We start from the raw sequence: 14,003 nt of genomic DNA on the forward strand, positions 1-14,003 counted from the left end.
CACTGCGCGGCACCCGTGCTGGGCATGTACCGCGCGATCTGCCACGGGCCGGGTATGCCTCCCGGGCAAGGCCGGAGCCGGCTCAGCTCAGGGCGTCCAGCGCCTGGGACAGATCCGCGATGAGATCATCGGCGCTCTCCAGGCCGATGGACAGGCGCAGGTGACCGAGTTCCCGGAACGGCTGCGGGTAGTACGCCACGCGCGGTCCGTCCGTGCCGACATGGACGATGAGGGTCTCGTCATGGCCGAGCGAGACGGCCGAGGTGATCAGCCGCAGCCTGGACACGAGGGCGTTGTGCGCCTCGGCGCCGCCGGTGAGCGCGAACGCCATCACGGCGCCGGGACCCAGGGCGAACTGACGCGCGGCCAGGTCGTGCTGAGGATGATGCTCCAGCCCGGGGTAGGCGACGAGTGCCACCCGAGGATCGGCGGCGAGGAACTCCGCCACCCGCCGGGCGGAAGCGATGTGCTGCCGGATCCGCAGCGGCAGGGTGATCGAGCCGCGGGAGATGAGCCAGGCATTGAACGGGCTGATGACGCCGCCGACGTCCACCATCGCATCGGCCTTGATCTGCCGGATCAGCTCCGCGCCGCCGATGACCGCGCCGCCCATCGCGTCCCCGTGCCCGTTGATGTACTTGGTCAGGGAGTGGACCACCAGGTCCGCCCCGTGCTCCAGCGGCCGGAACACCGGGGGAGGGGTGAAGGTGGAGTCCACGATCAGCCTGGCGCCGGCCTGGCGCGCGATCCCGGCGAGCGCGGCGACATCGGCGACCTTGGTGGTGGGGTTGGCGATGGCCTCGGTGTGGATGAGCGTGGTCTCGGGGCGGACTGCGGCCCGGACCGCGTCGAGGTCGCTGACGTCGACGAAGGTCACCGCGGTGCCGTACCGTTCGGGAAGCAGCTCGCCGAACAGGCGGAACGTGGCCTCGTAGACCGTGTCGGAGACGATGGCGTGATCGCCGGACCGCAGCAGCGTGAAGGCGACCGCGTGGATGGCCGCCACCCCCGAGGCGAGGGCGACGGCGTCCTCGCCGCCCTCCAGCAGAGCCAGCTTCCGCTGCAGCGCGAGCTGGTTGGCACCCGAGTTCCGGGTGTAGAGCGGGGTCTCCGTATCCGACCAGCTGATGGAGGCCGGATCGTCGGGAAGGGCGTAGGAGTTCGCCATCGTAATAGGGGTTCGGATGGCCCCGGAGCCGGCGTCGATGCTGTTGCCGGCGTGTACGGCGAGGGTGTGCAGATCTGTCCCGGAAAGGTCGCGCTCGTCCATGGGCTCAGCCTACGGCTCGGCTCCCGGCACCGGCACGAGTCCGGTCATGCCGGCGTCACAGTCCGATGCCCAGAGCGCGGTGCGGGACCGGGTGCCGGCAGTGCCGGGCGGTTTCGCGGCCAGGTGTCCTGGAAAGCGCTGATCCGTGCGTCGCGGGCGCTCGTTCCGCTGTGTCCCAGCGAGCTTGCGCCTGCATAGACTGGCGTCATGGCTGAGCATCAGGAACCCGGTCCCATGCTCGATCCCCAGGAAGCGACGGGGCGGTCCTGGGAGGAGTGGCGTGCCTATCTGGACTCCGTCGGCGCCAGGGACCTCGACCACGCGGCCATCGCCAAGCGCATCGTCCAGGATCATCCGGAGGTCTCCGGCTGGTGGGCGCAGGGGCTCACCGTCTCCTATGAACGGATCATCGGGCGCCGGCTGCCCGGCCAGCGCACTGACGGCACGTTCACGGTGTCTGCGTCCCGGGTCGTGGCAGGGGAGCGGCCCGAGGTCCGGGACCGTGCGGGGCGGATGCTTCTCAGCGAGGGCGGGATCGGCGGCAAGGTCTTCGCGGGGGGACCGCGCACCACGGATACTCCGGTGCGCTCGTACTGGCGCCATGCCTTCGACGACGGCTCACGGGTGAGCGTGGGCGTCGAGGACGCCGGACCGGGGAAAGTGAAAGTCGCGGTGGAGCATGAACGATTGCTCACGCCGGAGGACCGCGAACTGCTACGCGGAGCGTGGAAGGACTTCCTGGCGCGGCTGTGAGTAGTTGATGACTGCCTTGAACGGCCGGCCAGATGAAGCTGGCGCAGTGCGCGAAGTCTGCCGGCGCCGCGAGGATGGTCATGCAAAGGCGTGCCTTAGACGCGTCCCGCACTGAACTGCGCTGGTTCCGGCTGTCCCGCTGTGGGATACGTGGCGGCGTGTTCCTGCTGGCGTCCCAGCTGGTCAGGAGCAGTATTGCCGGTTCTGTTATAGTGTTCTCTGTCGCGAAACGCGACACGGGGATGTAGTTCAATGGTAGAACTTCAGCTTCCCAAGCTGACGGCGCGGGTTCGATTCCCGTCATCCCCTCTGGGTGAAGTGTCAGGACATCGTTCCGCCGGTGTCCTGGCACTTTTCTTCTGCCTGGCCCAGGGCGGCGAGAGAGCGGCGGGAAACCCACTGCCGTTCCGAAGTCCCGAGACATAACACCGAATCCCCACCACTGATCTCCGGCGGCTTTTCGAAACAGCAGTGGACGTGGGGGTAAGCGGCAAGAACGCGGCCATGCGGTTCAAAGTGAAAGGCCTGAGGTTCACAGCCTAGGCGTGCAGGCGTACCGTGAACGGAAGAGGCAGCGTCGCCCGGCGTCTGACGGGCATCCGCGAAGAACGGGCCGCGGCCGGTCACGGTGCACGACTGGCCGGTGCCGGTCATGAATGACCGGACGGCGCGCAACACTCGCCGGATCACGAGGAGATCGTATGAGCGCGACAGAAGCGGTGCGGACCCTGCTGGAGGACTCCTTCGGCCGGCTGCATGAACTCGTCGGCGGCATCACGGACGGGCTCAGCCGGGAGCAGGGCGCGTACCGGCCGGACCCCGAGGCGAACTCCATCGCCTGGCTCCTCTGGCACGCCACCCGCATCCAGGACGACCACATCGCCGGCCTTGCCGGCGCCGAACAGGTCTGGCCGCAGTGGCGGGACCGCTTCGGACTGCCGCTCGGCCCCTGGGACACCGGCTTCGGCCATTCATCCGAACAGGTGGGCCAGGTCCAGGCGGAGGCCTCCGATCTGGCCGGATACCACGCCGATGTCCACCGGTTCAGCCTCGATTACGTACGTGGCCTCAGCGCGGACGATCTGGCCGCCATCGTCGACGAGAGCTGGGACCCGCCGGTGACGGCCTCGGCCCGTCTGGTCAGCGTCATCGGCGAACTCAACCAGCACCTCGGCCAGGCGGCCTACGTCCGCGGCCTGGCGGAGCGCGCCGGAATCCGCTGAGCCGACCCGCGTGCGGTCCTTCCGGCCGAACTCGCCCGCGCCTTCCGGAATGGATCAGCTTGACCGTGACTTCACCCGGCGGGTCCTGCCGGTGGTTGCGCCAGCCTGACCTTCCGGGAGTGTCCGGCGCGCAGCCCAGACAGAGCCGGCAGGCGGCCGCGATGGCAGGCCCGATCTACCTCGGCACCTCGGCGAGCGGATGGTTGACGATCGCGTCCCGGTGCTCGCGCAGCCACCTGGCCAGCCGGCCGGCAAGCCCCGCGATCTCCTCGGCGGCGTAATGGTCCGGCTCCCAGGCCACGTGGAAATCCGCCTTCAGCACAGCGCCGTCGTGGACGAGCAGCTGATTGGCGATCGGGTACCGCGGCGGCTCGATCACGAGCGCCACCCCGCGGCCGGCTGAGGACAGCGCCTGCGCGATCGTGCCGTTGCTCACGGTGCGCGCTTCAGCCAGGCGGAAACCGGCACCGTAGGCCGCGCTGAACACCAGCCGCTCCACCGCGCTGCCGTACCCGGGGATCAGCAGCGGCCGGTCGGCGATGCCGGAGAGCTCGACGCGGTCCGGATCCGTGCCGAGCGGCTCGGCGGCCTGCGCCGTGATCGGCAGAGTGAAAAGCAGCCGGCGGCTCAGATGGGCCGGCGGCTCCCATGTGCTGATCGCCAGATCCGCGCCATGCTGCAACTGCTGGTACACGCTACCGGGGTCGGCCGGCAGGATGTCGTGGATCGGCGCGCCATCGGCAATGAACGGCCTGATCAGGCTCTCACCCGTCGTCGCGGGGCACGCCACCCGGAAGCTCAGCTCCCCGGCCGTCCACGAACGCGCCAGCTGCTCGGCCCGGTGCAGCCGCGTGACCAGATCCCGCGCGACCGGCACCAGCCGCTCCCCGGCCGGGGTGAGCACCATGCCCGCGCGGACGCGGCGAAACAGCCGGGTGCCCAGCGACCGTTCCATCCCGGCGATCTGCTTGGAGATCGCCGGCTGGGAGACCCAGTGGGCGCGTGCCGCCGCGCTGACCGATCCGGTCTCCACGATGGCCAGGAAGTACTCGAGCTCGCGCAGCTGAAACATGAAAAGAGGTTATACCCAGCCACCCAGACGGTATGGCCGGGCTATGGCCGGCACCGGCCCCGGGTGCCTAATGTCGCATGAGTCACATCAATCTCCCCGAATGCGAAAGAGACATGACAACACAGACAGAGCGCGCCGCCCGGCAGCGTCGCGCCACCGTCGGAGCCTTCGTGGGCACCGCCATCGAGTGGTACGACTTCTACATCTTCGGCACCGCAGCGGCCCTGGTCTTCGGCCGGGTCTTCTACCCGGAGGTCGCTCCCGCCGCCGGACTGCTGGCCTCCTTCGCCACGTTCTGGGTCGGCTTCATCGCCCGGCCCATCGGCGGGGCGGTCTTCGGGCACTTCGGCGACCGTCTCGGCCGGAAGAACATCCTGGTCATCACCCTCCTGCTGATGGGAGTGGCGACCACGCTCATCGGCCTGCTGCCCGGTTACGCCACCATCGGCGTCGCCGCGCCGGTCCTGCTGGTCCTGCTGCGGGCACTCCAGGGATTCGCCGTCGGCGGCGAATGGGGCGGCGCCGTGCTGCTGGCCACCGAGAACTCCAGCGAACGGAAGAAGGGCTTCTCCGGCGCCTGGGTGCAGCAGGGCTCCCCGGCCGGATCGATCCTGGCGACGCTGATGTTCCTGCTGGTCGGCCTGCTACCGGACGAGGCGTTCCTCAGCTGGGGATGGCGCGTGCCGTTCCTGCTCTCCGCCGTCCTCGTGATCGTCGGCCTGGTGATCCGCACGAAGGTGGAGGAGTCCGCCGAGTTCACCGAGACCCGTAAGGCCGATCGCATCGCCAGGGTCCCGGCGCTCGACGTGTTCCGGTTCGCCCCGGCCGTCCTGGCCCTGGGCATCGCGGCGTCCATCATGGGCATCTCCTCCGCCTACTTCAACAACACCTTCCTCCTCGCCTGGGCCACCGGGGACCTGGGCGTGGACCGGCAGGCGATGCTCAACGTCCTCCTCGTCGGCGCGATCGCCCAGTTCCTGTGGCAGCCCATCGCGGCGCTGATCGCCGAACGGCTCGGCACGAGCGTGGTCATGATCGGCGGTCTCGTCTTCAACCTGATCGTCGTGATCCCGCTGTTCCTCGCCGTCGCCAGCGGCAATGTGGTGTGGATCGGCGTGATGCTCGTGCTCTCCCTCATCGGCGGCACCGCCTACTACGCGCTGCTGGCGAGCTTCCTCGCCGCGGCGTTCCCACCCGAGATCAGATACTCCGGCGTCTCCCTGGCCTACCAGCTGTGCGCCACCATCATCGGCGGCTCCACCCCGCTGATCGCGCAGTACATCCTGACCGCCTCGGGCGGCTCGCCGTGGGGTGTGGCCGTGTTCTACGGCGCCCTGCTGCTGGCGACCATCGGCGGCGTGGCCGGACTGGCCAGGGTGGCACGGCGGAACGACGACGCACGCCGGGTCGCCGGCGTGGAAAGGTGATGACATGAGACTCGACATGATCCTGGACAACGCACGCATCACCACGATGGACCCCGCCCGCCCGCAGGCACGCCGGATGGGGGTGCTGCACGGCCGGATCGTCGGCTTCGACGAGGAGCTTGACGGCCTCACCGCCGACCATCTCGTCGATGCCGGCGGCGCCCCGGCGCTACCCGGATTCCACGACGCCCACCACCACCTCTCCCTCACCGGCGCACGGCTGGCCTCGGTGAACCTGCGCCCGGGAGCCGTCGACACCCTGGACGAGCTCTACGCGGCCATCGCGCGGCACGCGCAGGAGCTGCCCGAGGATGCCTGGGTGTTCGCCGCTGGATACGACCAGAACATCATCGGTGACCATCCGACCGCCGAAGGGCTGGACCGCGCTGCCGGCGGGCGCCCCGTCATCGCCGAGCACGTCTCCGGTCACATGATCGTGGTGAGCACGGCGGTGTTCGAACGGGCCGGCTACAGCGGACGACGGGACGTGCCCGATGTGACCGGCGGGTACATCCCGCGTGACGCGGACGGCCGTGCTGTGGGGTTGCTGGAGGAGACCGCGCGGCAGCTCGTGATGCACCTGGTCCGGCCGCGCCCCGAGGAGGAGGTGGTGCGGAACCTGCGCCTGGCCGGCGATCAGGCGCTCGCCTACGGACTGACGTCCGTGACCGAGCCCGGCACCGGCGACGTCGACATGATCGGCAACTCGCCGCTGGACTTCCACTTCTACCAGCGCGCCGTGGAGACAGGAGCGGTCCGGACCCGCGTGACGCTCATGCCGTACTGCACCACGCTGCACCAGATCAAGGAGCTGAGCGGCACCTACGGCCTCGACCTGGGCATCCGCACCGGACTGGGTGNCTACGGCCTCGACCTGGGCATCCGCACCGGACTGGGTGACGAGCGGCTGCGCATCGGCCCGGTGAAGATCCTCTCCGACGGCAGCTTCATCGGCCGCTCGGCGGCCATGCACCGGTGCTACCACGGCGAACCGGACAACTCCGGCTACCTGCAGTTCGAGACGCACGAGCTGCGGCGGATGATCGTCGATGCCCACCGCAGCGGGTGGACCGTCGCCAGCCACGCCATCGGCGACGCCGCGATCGACCATGTGCTCGACGCGGTCGAGGAAGCGCAACAACTCGTGCCGCGGCCCGGCGTCCGGCACCGGATCGAGCACTTCGCGCTCAGCTCGCAGGCGCAGGTGACCCGGGCGGCGCGCCTGGGCGTGATCCCGGTGCCGCAGGGCGTGTTCGTCTCCGACTTCGGCGACGGCATGGCCGCGGCCGTGGAACCCGAGCTGGTGCCGGGGATCTACCGGCTGAAGTCCCTGCTGAACGCGGGCATCGTCCTGCCGGGTTCGACCGACTCGCCGGTCTCCGACGCGAACCCGCTGCGCAGCATCGGCGATATGGTCAACCGGCGCACCGCCAGCGGAATGGTGCTCGGTGCGGACGAGCGGCTCACGGCGGAAGAAGCGGTCCGCGCCTACACCTACGGCTCGGCGTACGCCGCGGGACGGGAGCAGGACCTGGGCACCCTCGAGCGGGGCAAGCTGGCCGATGTCGTGCTGCTCTCGGACGACATCTTCTCGGTGGCGCCGGAGAGGATCGCGACGCTGAAGGTCGGTGCGACCATCGTCGGCGGCGAGCTGCTGTACAACGAGGCAGGACTGGCCGTGCGCTGACCCTCGCGGCGGGCACCGGAGAGAGATCCGGAGGCGGGCAGGAGGACCGTGAGCTGACGGTCCTCCTGCCCGCCTCCCGGGTCACAGGCCGGCGGCGGGCCGGTCGACGCGGGCAAGCCGTTCGGCCAGCCGCCCCGCAGAAGTCAGCGTCCGGCGACCAGGCGGGCGATGGCCTGCTCGTCCAGGCGCTGGCTCGTCCATTCGTCCAGCGGTACGGCGCCCAGGGAGCGGTAGAACGCGATCGAGGGTTCGTTCCAGTCCAGGACGGTCCACTCCAGCCGGCTGTAGCCGTTGATCTGGCACAGCTCCGCCAGGGAGGTCAGCAGCGCCTTGCCGTAGCCGCTGCCACGATGCTCAGGCGTGACGAAGAGATCCTCCAGCCAGATGCCCGGACGCCCCGTCCAGGTGGAGTAGGTGCGGAAGAACACCGCGATCCCGGCGAGCGTGCCGTGCAGGTCCACGACGTGCGCGTACGCCGCGGGATCGCGGCCGAAGAGCTGCTGCTCCATGAGTTCCTGCGTGTTCACCACGGCGTCCGACTCGTTCTCATAGAGAGCCAGATCGTGGACCCGTTGGAGGATCTGCGGGACATCGGTCCGTTCGGCAGGGCGCAGCACGGCGCCTCCGGCGAGCTCCTGGGGAGCGAGAGTGAGCATGCTCCGAAGTCTAAACGTCCGGCTCCTCCCGGCGCGGAACAGCCGGGTGCAGGATAGCCAGTCGCAGCAGGGCCAGATGCAGGACGGCCAGGCGGCAGGACAGGGCAGGCGGCACGGTCAGACGGCAGGACAACCCAGCAGCTGCCTATACTCGCCCCATGCCGAACGACACCGGGGCCGCGCTGCGGGATCTCAGCTGGCCGATCCGCTCCGATCTGATGGTCTATCCGGGCGACCCGGCTGTATCCCTGAGGCCCGCGCTCACACTGGACGACGACGGCGTCGCGGTGAGCCTCCTGCAGTGCGGTTCCCATACCGGCACGCATGTGGACGCTCCCAGCCACACCGTTCCCGGCGGTAGGACCACCTCCGGCATTGAGCCGGGCGAACTGTACGGCCCGGCGCTGGTGCTGACGGTCGATGCGGCACCCGGGGAGATCGTCGACGCCGGGCGGCTCCTGGACAGGCTTCCGGAGAAGGTGCCGCCGATGGTGTTCCTCGGCTTCGGCTGGGACCGTTGGTTCGGCACCGCGCAGGCCCTTGACCACCCGGCGCTGGCCCCGGAAGCGGTTCGGCTGCTGCGTGCGCGCGGTATGAGGGTGCTGGGCACGGATGCGCTCAGTCCCGACCAGACCGGCGGCAGCCAGGACGATGCAGGGTTCCCCGTGCACGAGGAGGTGCTCGGCGGCGACGGGATCATCGTGGAGAACCTGCGCGGACTCCGGGACCTGGGAGAGGGGATCCACCGGATCGGTGTCTTCCCGCTGCCGCTCGCGGACGCCGATGGCGCCCCCGCCCGCGTGATCGCCTTCGACTGAGCACCCGGCCCGGCCGTAGGACTGAGCCCCCGGCCGCAGCGAGGTGCGCCTCAGTCCTGCAGCCGGCGGGCCTCGGCGGCCGGCGCGGCCTCCAGGCTCTGCAGAGACGGATGCCCCGCGACCGCCTCGGCGCCGAAGATCCGGTACAGCACCCAGACACCGACCGAGGGCGCGTCGGGTCCCACCAGCCGGAGCGGTTCCGTGCGATCACCGAAGTCGAGCACCAGGGTGAAATGGTCCGCCTCCGGGTAGATCGCCACGACGGCGTCGTAGTAGAAGGACAGCCATCGGCCGCCTGCGTTGATGATCAGCCGGGTATCCGTGACGACGACCGGGGAGAACTGCGTCTCCCGCCACTGCTGCGCCGCCTGCCGCTCGGCGGCCTTACGGGTGCTGCGGTCGCCCAGGGACATCGCGGTGAGCGCCGCGGCGACGAAGAGCGGATGCCCGAATGCGAAACCCCCGCCGGTGCTGTACGTGACCGTCTGGCCGTAGAACCGCGAGTACTGGGCCCGGATCTCGAACCGGATGTTCTCGCCGGGATCCACCGGGATGGTGAAGCTCTGCAGCGCCGGCGGCGTCTTCCCGTCCAGGAGCAGGCGCCGCAGCTGCGCCGCCCGCATACGGCCCCGCTGATGCGCCGAACGGTCCGTCTCGGGGCCGCCCTGCGCCACCACGAGGGCCGACCGTTTTCGGTCCTGCTTCTCCAGCTGCCGCGGCGAGGTGCGGTACACATGCACCAGGCCGGCGATGACGAATCCGGCACCGACCAGCGGGACCAGGAACAGGAGCGCGAGCACACCGAGCCCGAGCCACAGTGCCCGGCTGCCGGCAACCACCGCCCAGCCGTCCTGGGCATCCGCGAGGATCAGCGAATAGCCGATGATCGGTGCTGCCAGGGTGACCGCGAGGGGGATCAGCCATCTCCCGTGCCGTTTCATGGCACCGACACTATCGCAGGCGCAGACGTGCCAACGCGCAGGTGACATCCGTGCTCACACTGGGCTGCCTCGGCTCAGCCGAGCCTGCCGCCGGAGGCCTCCAGGTAGCAGGCGGGGCACAGCGACTCGTACCAGACCTCCTGGCCGTCGATGGCCACCTGCTCGCCGTCGAAGACGATCTCATCACCGATCCGCCGGGTGTTGAACAGCGCCTTGCGCCCGCATCGGCAGATGGTTTTCAGTTCCTCCAGGCTGTGGGCCAGCTCCATCAGCCTGGCGGCTCCGGGGAAGGCCCGGGTGCGGAAGTCCGTGCGGATGCCGTAGGCGAGCACCGGGACGCCGTCGAGGACGGCGATGCGCAGCAGGTCCTCCACCTGCGCCGGGGTGAGGAACTGCGCCTCGTCGATGAGCAGGCAGGCCACCGGTTCGACGCGCATATGGGCCAGCAGCGCATCCGGATCGTCGCCGCCGGCGTGCTGGAGGAAGAGGCTGCGCAGTTCCGCGCCGGGCGGCACGAGGAAATCGACCTCACGGGCCACGCCGAGCCGGGAGAGGATGCGGTTGTCGCCTTTGGTGTCCACCGCGGGTTTGGCCAGCAGGACCCGCTGCCCGCGCTCCTCGTAGTTGAACGCTGCCTGCAGCAGCCCCGTGGACTTCCCGGAGTTCATGGCTCCATAGCGGAAGTAGAGCTTCGCCACGGCAGGGGGTTCCTTTCGACGATGGATGCGTCCTCATCGTACGCGCCGCCGTCCGGCGTGGAACTGAGCCGCGGCTGTCCGTGTCCCACCGGGACGGCGCTGGTGCTCAGCGCGGCGCTGCAGGCACGGCCACGGCCCGGCCGCGGAGCGAGAGCAGCCAGTACAGCGCCGCGCTGAGCGCCAGGGCCGGCAGGCTCGCACCGACTGGCAGCGGCCACACGTACGTCCAGGCGTAGGTCGCACCCGCGCCGATCACCCATACCGCGACTGCGGCCCAGTTCACGCCGGCGCGGTACCAGTAGCGCCCGCCTTCGGAACGAAGGATGTCATCGCCATAGCGTGCCCGCTTGATGACGTAGTAGTCGACGATCATGATGGCGAACACCGGGATGAAGAAAGCGCTGATCATCGCCAGGAAGTCAGTGAACTGGCCCAGCAGCGCCAGCCAGGTCGACCCGAGGATGGAGACCCCGCCGATCACCAGCGCGGTAGGCAGGAAGCGGAGCTTCCAGCCGGGCCGGGCATTCACCACGGAGGTGGTCATGCCGTAGACGACCATCGTGTTGGTGGCCATCACGGAGAAGAAGATCACCAGCGCCAGCGGTGTGCCGAAACCGTCGACGATCACCGTCGGATCGAACTCCGCCGCCACATCCCCGCGCGCCAGCAGGTAGGACAGCGCCGTCAGGCCCAGCAGCATCGCCAGGGTGGTGGAGGTGGTGTAACCGAGGCCCGCGCCGATCACGCCACCGCGGGTGGAACGCGCGAAGCGGTTGAAGTCCGCGGAGAGCACCGTCCAGGAGATCGCCGTGGCGATCACGATGTCCAGCGCGCTGATCGGCGTCATGCCCAGGGACGGATCCGCCGGCAGCGCCGCGTACTCGGCGGGGGAGAACGCCCCGAACGCCACCGCGAACACATAGGCCATGATCGCCAGGATCAGCACCGCCAGCCACGGCTCGACCTTCGCGATGCCGGTGTGGCCGAAGATCGCCAGCGCCACCACGATGGCCTGGCACAGTACCGACCACAGGATCGGGTTCGACCAGCCGGTGTATCCGGCGATCAGGTGATCCACCGTCACGCCGGCCAGCATCGCCTGCACCCAGCTCCAGCCCATCAGGATGATCACGTTCGCCGCCACGGGCAGCAGGCTTCCGCGCAGCCCGAAGGCGCCGCGGGTGAGCGCCATCGTGGCCAGGCCGGTCCTGGTGCCGATTGCGCCCACCGTCGTGAGGACGATCGCGCCGATGAGCGTGCCGCCGACGATCGCCGCGGCCGCCTGGCCGTACCCGATTCCGGGGACGAAGAGCGTGCCGGTGAGCAAGGTGGTGACCACCAGGTTCGCGGCCAGCCAGATCATGAAGATCCGCCCGCCGCTCAGCGTGCCCGTGACCCGGCCGCCGGTTTCGGCCTGGCTTTCCAGGTGGGCGTCCAGGCGCCGGTACAGGGACATCTCAGGCGTCCTTCCGCCCCATCGCGGAGATGAGCTCGTAGACCACATGCGAGGCTGCCACCGCAGTGAGCTGCGCGTGGTCGTATGCCGGGGCGACCTCGACGACATCGGCGCCCACCAGGTTCAGGTCCGAGAGCCCGCGGATGATCCGCAGCAGCTCCCGGCTGGTCAGGCCGCCCGCTTCCGGGGTGCCGGTGCCGGGCGCGTGGGCCGGATCCAGGACGTCGATGTCGATCGAGATGTAGACCGGTCTGTCGCCCAGCCGTGCCCGCAGGCGTTCGATGGCCGCCGGCACGCCGTGCTCCTCGATGAACTCGGAGGTGGTGATCTGGAAGCCCAGGCGGGCGTCGTCCTCCAGGTCCTCCTTGCCGTACAGCGGCCCGCGGATGCCCAGGTGGGCGCTCGCGGTCAGGTCGATCAGGCCGTCTTCGGATGCCCGGCGGAACGGGGTGCCGTGGGTGACCGGGGCGCCGAAGTAGGTGTCCCAGGTGTCCAGGTGCGCATCGGCGTGCAGGACGGCGACGGGGCCGTGCTTCTCGGCGACCGTGCGCAGCAGCGGGTAGGCGATGGTGTGATCGCCGCCGATGACCACCAGCCGGCCGGCCTTCTCCCCCAGGGCCCTGGCGCCGTCGGCGACCTGCTGGACGGCCTCGTCCAGGTTGAACGGGTTGGCCACCAGATCGCCCGCATCGGCCACCTGCTGCACCTCGAAGGGCGAGATGTCCTGCGCGGGGTTGTAGGGGCGCAGGAGCCGCGAGGCCTCACGCACGTGCGCGGGACCGAATCGGGCGCCGGGCCGGTAGCTCACGCCGGTGTCGAACGGCACACCCACGACGGCGATGTCGGCGCGCTCGACATCCTCGATCCTGGGCAGCCGCGCGAACGTGGCGATTCCTGCGTACCGCGGGGTCTTGCTGGAGTCGATGGGTCCGACGTTCATGTGCTCTCCCTCTGCATGGTGCGGCCGGCGTTGGCACGGCACCAGTCGTTGCATATTTGTAAACGATGGATTTTCCCTAGGAAACCTGATCGCGAGCCTAGAACCGGTGCCCCGTGGTGTCAATCGTCACCGGTCTCTCGCGGATCGTGGTGGATCGCGGCCGTGCGCGGGCATGCCCGGCGGTAGTCTTGGGGCGTGCGTCCCGTCCACCCCCGCCCCGAGGAAGCCCAGCCGCGCATCGGCGCCCGGCTGCGGGAGAGCCGCAGCGCCCAGGGGCTCTCGCTGAGCGAGCTGGCCACCGCGACGGGGCTCACGAAAGGCTTCCTCAGCCGGGTGGAACGCGATGAGACCTCCCCCAGCGTGGCCACGCTGGTGCAGATCTGCCAGGTGCTGTCCCTGCCGATCGGGGACCTCTTCGCCGAGCCCGAGGTGCAGCACCTTCCCCTGGACGCCGCCCCGGCGATCAACATGGGTGGCAGGGAGGTCGAGGAACGCCTCATCACTCCGCGAGGCCAGGAGCGGGTGCAGATGATCCGCTCCCGTATGGGGCCGGGCGCTTCCAGCGGGGACCGCCCCTACACCGTCAGCTGCGACCTGGAAGTCGTGCATGTGCTCTCCGGGCGCATCACGGTCCGGTTCCCCTCCTCGTCCCATGAGCTGAATGCAGGGGACACCCTGAGCTTTCCCGGCCGGGAGCCCCACAGCTGGTCCGTCGCCGAGGACGCCCACGCCGAGGTGATATGGACGCTCGTCCCGGCTGCCTGGAGCGGTACCGCAGTCTGAGCTGTAGCGCCGGGGCGTGTGTCGTCCGGAACGGCCGCCGGGTCACGTGATCGGCGGGCCACGTGATCGGAGGCGCGCTGCGGGCGAATACGTCGTGAACAAAACGACCAGAATGCTTTCTTCCTGGAAACCATATGTAATCTGAGGGTTGTCGTGACTGTTTTGCGCCCGCCGGCGTGCGCTCCGGAGGGCTTATCGGGCTCTTCGGACTTCTGGTGGGGAGCGGGACTCGCGGCGTAGCTGAGGGTGGGTAGGGGTCGAGGTCCTCGATGATCGGTA

The 14,003-nt window shown here is 69.5% G+C and carries 13 protein-coding genes and 1 tRNA gene; 7 read left to right on the forward strand and 7 right to left on the reverse strand.

Annotated features, from left to right (window positions below; translation table 11 throughout):
• Nucleotides 1–82: 82 nt before the first annotated feature.
• Nucleotides 83–1,270, reverse strand: a complete 1,188-nt coding sequence (locus IEW13_RS16550; protein WP_188552019.1) for a trans-sulfuration enzyme family protein — start codon at nt 1,268–1,270, stop codon at nt 83–85.
• Between the two features lie 207 nt (nt 1,271–1,477).
• On the opposite strand from IEW13_RS16550, the gene IEW13_RS16555 reads away from it, so the two are divergent.
• The 3 genes from IEW13_RS16555 to IEW13_RS16565 all read left to right on the forward strand — a co-directional run bounded on the left by IEW13_RS16555 (nt 1,478) and on the right by IEW13_RS16565 (nt 3,246).
• A complete protein-coding gene (locus IEW13_RS16555; RefSeq protein ID WP_188552020.1) occupies nt 1,478–2,023 on the forward strand; it encodes a hypothetical protein in 546 nt (181 codons plus the stop codon).
• Between the two features lie 238 nt (nt 2,024–2,261).
• Nucleotides 2,262–2,332, forward strand: a tRNA-Gly gene (locus tag IEW13_RS16560).
• Between the two features lie 392 nt (nt 2,333–2,724).
• Nucleotides 2,725–3,246 carry a mycothiol transferase gene (locus IEW13_RS16565; protein ID WP_188552021.1) on the forward strand — a complete coding sequence of 174 codons (522 nt, stop codon included), beginning with the start codon at nt 2,725–2,727 and terminating at the stop codon, nt 3,244–3,246.
• Between the two features lie 175 nt (nt 3,247–3,421).
• On the opposite strand, the gene IEW13_RS16570 is transcribed toward IEW13_RS16565, so the two are convergent.
• Entirely contained in the window at nt 3,422–4,318 is an 897-nt protein-coding gene (locus IEW13_RS16570; RefSeq protein WP_188552022.1) for a LysR family transcriptional regulator, read from the reverse strand.
• A 113-nt stretch (nt 4,319–4,431) separates the two neighbouring features.
• Here IEW13_RS16570 and IEW13_RS16575 point away from each other — a divergent pair, with 113 nt between their 5' ends.
• Entirely contained in the window at nt 4,432–5,745 is a 1,314-nt protein-coding gene (locus tag IEW13_RS16575) for an MFS transporter (protein WP_188552023.1), read from the forward strand.
• A 76-nt stretch (nt 5,746–5,821) separates the two neighbouring features.
• A complete protein-coding gene (locus tag IEW13_RS16580) occupies nt 5,822–7,432 on the forward strand; it encodes an amidohydrolase (protein WP_444544412.1) in 1,611 nt (536 codons plus the stop codon).
• A 143-nt stretch (nt 7,433–7,575) separates the two neighbouring features.
• On the opposite strand, the gene IEW13_RS16585 is transcribed toward IEW13_RS16580, so the two are convergent.
• Complete coding sequence (locus tag IEW13_RS16585; protein WP_188552025.1) at nt 7,576–8,088, reverse strand: GNAT family N-acetyltransferase; 513 nt, start codon at nt 8,086–8,088, stop codon at nt 7,576–7,578.
• 158 nt (nt 8,089–8,246) lie between these two features.
• Between IEW13_RS16585 and IEW13_RS16590 the strand changes: the two genes are divergently transcribed.
• Entirely contained in the window at nt 8,247–8,906 is a 660-nt protein-coding gene (locus IEW13_RS16590; RefSeq protein WP_188552026.1) for a cyclase family protein, read from the forward strand.
• A 50-nt stretch (nt 8,907–8,956) separates the two neighbouring features.
• On the opposite strand, the gene IEW13_RS16595 is transcribed toward IEW13_RS16590, so the two are convergent.
• From IEW13_RS16595 to speB, 4 genes are all read right to left on the reverse strand, one after another.
• Nucleotides 8,957–9,847, reverse strand: coding sequence for a hypothetical protein (locus IEW13_RS16595; RefSeq protein ID WP_188552027.1), 891 nt, complete (start codon nt 9,845–9,847; stop codon nt 8,957–8,959).
• A gap of 74 nt (nt 9,848–9,921) precedes the next feature.
• Complete coding sequence (locus IEW13_RS16600; protein ID WP_188552028.1) at nt 9,922–10,545, reverse strand: thymidine kinase; 624 nt, start codon at nt 10,543–10,545, stop codon at nt 9,922–9,924.
• A 106-nt stretch (nt 10,546–10,651) separates the two neighbouring features.
• On the reverse strand, nt 10,652–12,001 hold the full coding sequence (locus IEW13_RS16605) for a purine-cytosine permease family protein (RefSeq protein ID WP_188552029.1): 1,350 nt from the start codon (nt 11,999–12,001) through the stop codon (nt 10,652–10,654).
• A 1-nt stretch (nt 12,002) separates the two neighbouring features.
• Nucleotides 12,003–12,941 (reverse strand): agmatinase, encoded by a 939-nt coding sequence (speB, locus tag IEW13_RS16610; RefSeq protein ID WP_188552030.1) that lies wholly within the window; start codon nt 12,939–12,941, stop codon nt 12,003–12,005.
• A gap of 195 nt (nt 12,942–13,136) precedes the next feature.
• On the opposite strand from speB, the gene IEW13_RS16615 reads away from it, so the two are divergent.
• Entirely contained in the window at nt 13,137–13,724 is a 588-nt protein-coding gene (locus tag IEW13_RS16615) for a helix-turn-helix domain-containing protein (RefSeq protein WP_188552031.1), read from the forward strand.
• Nucleotides 13,725–14,003: the final 279 nt, after the last annotated feature.

It is taken from the genome of Sediminivirga luteola (assembly GCF_014639315.1).
GTDB lineage: Bacteria > Actinomycetota > Actinomycetes > Actinomycetales > Brevibacteriaceae > Sediminivirga > Sediminivirga luteola.

Excerpts from the sequence above, each read along its gene's own strand:
- IEW13_RS16550 (WP_188552019.1), bottom strand. The coding sequence starts at position 1,270 with ATGGACGAGCGCGACCTTTCCGGGACAGATCTGCACACCCTCGCCGTA.
- IEW13_RS16555 (WP_188552020.1), top strand. The coding sequence starts at position 1,478 with ATGGCTGAGCATCAGGAACCCGGTCCCATGCTCGATCCCCAGGAAGCG.
- IEW13_RS16565 (WP_188552021.1), top strand. The coding sequence starts at position 2,725 with ATGAGCGCGACAGAAGCGGTGCGGACCCTGCTGGAGGACTCCTTCGGC.
- IEW13_RS16570 (WP_188552022.1), bottom strand. The coding sequence starts at position 4,318 with ATGTTTCAGCTGCGCGAGCTCGAGTACTTCCTGGCCATCGTGGAGACC.
- IEW13_RS16575 (WP_188552023.1), top strand. The coding sequence starts at position 4,432 with ATGACAACACAGACAGAGCGCGCCGCCCGGCAGCGTCGCGCCACCGTC.
- IEW13_RS16585 (WP_188552025.1), bottom strand. The coding sequence starts at position 8,088 with ATGCTCACTCTCGCTCCCCAGGAGCTCGCCGGAGGCGCCGTGCTGCGC.
- IEW13_RS16590 (WP_188552026.1), top strand. The coding sequence starts at position 8,247 with ATGCCGAACGACACCGGGGCCGCGCTGCGGGATCTCAGCTGGCCGATC.
- IEW13_RS16595 (WP_188552027.1), bottom strand. The coding sequence starts at position 9,847 with ATGAAACGGCACGGGAGATGGCTGATCCCCCTCGCGGTCACCCTGGCA.
- IEW13_RS16605 (WP_188552029.1), bottom strand. The coding sequence starts at position 12,001 with ATGTCCCTGTACCGGCGCCTGGACGCCCACCTGGAAAGCCAGGCCGAA.
- speB (WP_188552030.1), bottom strand. The coding sequence starts at position 12,941 with ATGAACGTCGGACCCATCGACTCCAGCAAGACCCCGCGGTACGCAGGA.